The organism is Sanguibacteroides sp. AM78-02pH3A (assembly GCF_027666085.1).
Classification (GTDB): Bacteria; Bacteroidota; Bacteroidia; order Bacteroidales; family Marinifilaceae; genus Gabonibacter; species Gabonibacter massiliensis.
Genome location: NZ_JAQEHX010000018.1, coordinates 1 through 4,586, shown reverse-complemented (window position 1 = coordinate 4,586; position 4,586 = coordinate 1). Strand labels below are relative to the sequence as shown.

2 tRNA genes and 2 rRNA genes are annotated in these 4,586 nt (G+C 55.7%); all 4 read left to right on the top strand.

Features of this window, described 5'->3' with window-relative positions:
* Positions 1-1,318 (top strand): 16S ribosomal RNA (locus PGR74_RS13975); the annotation flags it as partial.
* 51 nt (positions 1,319-1,369) lie between these two features.
* Positions 1,370-1,443, top strand: a tRNA-Ile gene (locus tag PGR74_RS13970).
* A gap of 29 nt (positions 1,444-1,472) precedes the next feature.
* A tRNA-Ala gene (locus PGR74_RS13965) sits at positions 1,473-1,546 on the top strand.
* A 136-nt stretch (positions 1,547-1,682) separates the two neighbouring features.
* Positions 1,683-4,574: ribosomal RNA gene (locus PGR74_RS13960) — 23S ribosomal RNA — on the top strand.
* Positions 4,575-4,586: the final 12 nt, after the last annotated feature.

The window sequence follows — 4,586 nt, the reverse complement described above, 5'->3', positions numbered from 1 at the left end:
GTTAAAACCGAGGTGGTGACGGATGGGCACGCGGGACATTAGGTAGTTGGCGGGGTAACGGCCCCCCAAGCCGACGATGTCTAGGGGTTCTGAGAGGAAGGTCCCCCACACTGGTACTGAGACACGGACCAGACTCCTACGGGAGGCAGCAGTGAGGAATATTGGTCAATGGGCGGAAGCCTGAACCAGCCAAGTCGCGTGAGGGATGACGGGTCCATGGCCTGTAAACCTCTTTTGTGAAGGAAGAACCGCGGGGACGTGTCCCCGCCTGCCAGTACTTCACGAATAAGCATCGGCTAACTCCGTGCCAGCAGCCGCGGTAACACGGGGGATGCGAGCGTTATCCGGATTCATTGGGTTTAAAGGGAGCGTAGGCGGCCCGACAAGTCAGCGGTAAAAGACTGCAGCTAAACTGTAGCGCGCCGTTGAAACTGCCGGGCTAGAGTGCAGACGAGGTTGGCGGAACAGGTGAAGTAGCGGTGAAATGCATAGATATCACCTGGAACCCCGACAGCGAAGGCAGCTGACCAGGCTGTAACTGACGCTGATGCTCGAGAGCGTGGGTAGCGAACAGGATTAGATACCCTGGTAGTCCACGCCGTAAACGATGCTCACTGGCCCTGGGCGACATACAGTCCGGGGTCGAGCGAAAGTAAAAGTGAGCCACCTGGGGAGTACGTCGGCAACGATGAAACTCAAAGGAATTGACGGGGGCCCGCACAAGCGGAGGAACATGTGGTTTAATTCGATGATACGCGAGGAACCTTACCCGGGTTTAAATGCAGGTTGCATTAGGTGGAAACACCTATTTCCCACGGGACCACTTGCAAGGTGCTGCATGGTTGTCGTCAGCTCGTGCCGTGAGGTGTCGGGTTAAGTCCCATAACGAGCGCAACCCCTATCGATAGTTGCCATCGGTTAACGCCGGGCCCTCTATCGAGACTGCCACCGTAAGGTGCGAGGAAGGCGGGGATGACGTCAAATCAGCACGGCCCTTACACCCGGGGCGACACACGTGTTACAATGGCCGGTACAGAGGGTCGCGAGCCGGTAACGGCGAGCCAATCTCAAAAACCGGTCTTAGTTCGGATCGGGGTCTGCAACTCGACCCCGTGAAGTTGGATTCGCTAGTAATCGCGCATCAGCCATGGCGCGGTGAATACGTTCCCGGGCCTTGTACACACCGCCCGTCAAGCCATGGAAGCCGGGAGTACCTGAAGCTCGTAACCGCGAGGGCCGATCTAGGGTAATACCGGTAACTGGGGCTAAGTCGTAACAAGGTAGCCGTACCGGAAGGTGCGGCTGGAACACCTCCTTTCTGGAGTTCCTTTTTTTTTCAGTGTTCTCGCTTTTTGTTTCATTTCAAGACAGTCTCTTAGCTCAGTTGGTTAGAGCGCTACACTGATAATGTAGAGGTCCGCGGTTCAACTCCGCGAGGGACTACGCGTGATTTCTTAACGGGTAAGACGCACGGGGGATTAGCTCAGTTGGCTAGAGCACCTGCTTTGCACGCAGGGGGTCAAGGGTTCGACTCCCTTATTCTCCACGAGAAAGTTCTTTGACATGGTGGGACATCGATGTACAAATGAGACATTGATAATAACGAAAGTAGAACGATAAGCAAGAGCCGCCCTTGCCGCGAGGCGACGGGCGAGGCTAAACGAGTCGAGCGTTAATAAAACGACAAGAGTTAATTAAGGGCGCGCGGTGGATGCCTAGGCTCTCGGAGGCGATGAAGGACGTGACAAGCTGCGATAAGCCCCGGGTAGGTGCAAATGACCATAGATCCGGGGATTTCCGAATGGGGCAACCCGGCACGCTGGACGCGTGCCATGCTAAATCTAGCAGGCGAACGCGGGGAACTGAAACATCTCATTACCCGCAGGAAAAGAAAACAACAGTGATACCCCCAGTAGCGGCGAGCGAACGGGGCGTAGCCCAAACCGCTGGCGTCGAGGCGCTAGCGGGGTTATAGGACCGTGTAAAATCAAGTATGGGCAGGGGCAGAAGTCGCTGGAAAGCGACGCCGTGGATGGTGATAGCCCAGTACGCTTTTCACCCGTTCTTGATAACGGTATCCTGAGTAAGGCGGGACACGAGTAATCCTGCCTGAATTCACCGGGCCCACCCGGTAAGGCTAAACACTCCCGAGAGACCGATAGTGAACCAGTACCGCGAGGGAAAGGTGAAAAGCACCCCGAGCAGGGGAGTGAAATAGACCCTGAACCCGCGCGCCTACAAGCGGTCGGAGCCACGCGATGTGGTGACGGCGTGCCTTTTGCATAATGAGCCTACGAGTTAGTCGTCACTGGCGAGGTTAAGGGTCTGGAGGACCGTGAGCCGAAGCGAAAGCGAGTCTTAACAGGGCGCAAAGTCAGTGGCGCTAGACGCGAAACCTTGTGATCTACCCTTGTCCAGGTTGAAGGATGGGTAACACCATCTGGAGGATCGAACCGGTAAACGTTGAAAAGTTTTCGGATGAGGCGAGGGTAGGGGTGAAAGGCCAATCAAACTGGGAAATAGCTCGTACTCTCCGAAATGCATTTAGGTGCAGCCTGTCGAGTTTCGTTACCGAGGTAGAGCTACTGATTGGACGCGAGGGCTTCACCGCCTATCAAATCCGGCCAAACTCCGAATGCGGTAACTTAAAATCGATGGAGCGAGCCCGCGGGTGCTAAGGTCCGCGGACGAGAGGGGAATAACCCGGACTATCAGCTAAGGTCCCGAATTGACGTTTAAGTTGAACAAACGAGGTGGGATCGCCTAGACAGCTAGGATGTTGGCTTGGAAGCAGCCATTCATTTAAAGAGTGCGTAACAGCTCACTAGTCGAGCGCTCCCGCGTGGATAATACACGGGCATAAAACGTCAACCGAAGCTATAGGATGTACTTTAACAGTACGTGGGTAGGAGAGCATTCCTGTCGGCGTCGAAGCGATATCGCGAGGTGTCGTGGAGCGTCAGGAAAAGCAAATGTAGGCATAAGTAACGATAATGGAGGCGAGAACCCTCCACGCCGCAAGACCAAGGATTCCCCGGCAATGTCAATCACCCGGGGGTCAGTCGGGCCCTAAGGCTAACCCGAGGGGGGATGCCGATGGCGAACGGGTTAATATTCCCGTACTTCTTCACGGCGTGACGCGGTGACGGGGCGATGACAGGGTCGCGTGCCGACGGAATGGCACGTTGAAGCCCGTACCCTTCGAGGCCGGTAGTAAAGCACGCCGGCCGAGGCGAAAGGCGATAGTACCGCGAGACTCCGGTCAAGCGGATAGCACCCGTAATTTCACCCCCAAGAAAACCCGCTAAACTTCAACCGTGAAGGACCCGTACCGTAAACGGACACACGTGGTCGGGTAGAGTATACCAAGGCGCTCGAGTGAATCGTGGCCAAGGAACTAGGCACAATGGTCCTGTAACCTCGGGATAAAGGACGCTCTAGTGATAGAGCCGCAGAGAAATGGCCCAGGCGACTGTTTACCAAAAACACATGGCTATGCCAAATCGCGAGATGACGTATATGGCCTGACACCTGCCCGGTGCCGGAAGGTTAAGAGGAGGGGTTAGAGAGATCGACGCTCCTAATTGAAGCCCCGGTAAACGGCGGCCGTAACTATAACGGTCCTAAGGTAGCGAAATTCCTTGTCGGGTAAGTTCCGACCTGCACGAATGGTGTAACGATCTGGGCACTGTCTCGGCCACGAGCTCGGTGAAATTGTAGTTCCGGTGAAGATGCCGGGTACCCGCGACGGGACGGAAAGACCCCGTGAACCTTTACTGCAGCTTCGCGTTGTTCCCGGGCACGGGACGTGTAGGATAGGTCGGAGACGTAGAAGTGGTTTCGTCAGGAATCATGGAGTCATCGTTGAAATACGACCCTTCCCTTGTCTGGGATCTAATCTAGCGATAGAGACACCGCGTGGTGGGTAGTTTGACTGGGGTGGTCGCCTCCAAAAGCGTAACGGAGGCTTCCAAAGGTACCCTCAACTTGTTCGGTAATCAAGTGTAGAGTGCAATGGCACAAGGGTGCTTGACAGGGAGACATACAAGTCGATCTGGCGCGAAAGCGGGGCATAGTGATCCGGTGGTTCCAGCGTGGAATGGCCATCGCTCAAAGGATAAAAGGTACTCCGGGGATAACAGGCTGATCGCCCCCAAGAGCTCATATCGACGGGGCGGTTTGGCACCTCGATGTCGGCTCGTCACATCCTGGGGCTGGAGAAGGTCCCAAGGGTTCGGCTGTTCGCCGATTAAAGTGGCACGCGAGCTGGGTTCAGAACGTCGTGAGACAGTTCGGTCCCTATCTGTCGTGGGCGTGGGAGATTCGCGAGGTCCTGACTCTAGTACGAGAGGACCGGGTTGGACGCGCCTCTAGTGAACCGGTTATGACGCCAGTCGTACCGCCGGGTAGCCACGCGCGGATCGGATAAGCGCTGAAAGCATCTAAGCGCGAAGCCGGCCTCAAGATGAGATCTCCATTTAGGGTCGTTGTAGACGACGACGTTGATAGGCCGCAGGTGTAAAGCCGGTGACGGCACAGCCGAGCGGTACTAATAACCCGATAAACTCTGTCGGTTGTTTCATTTC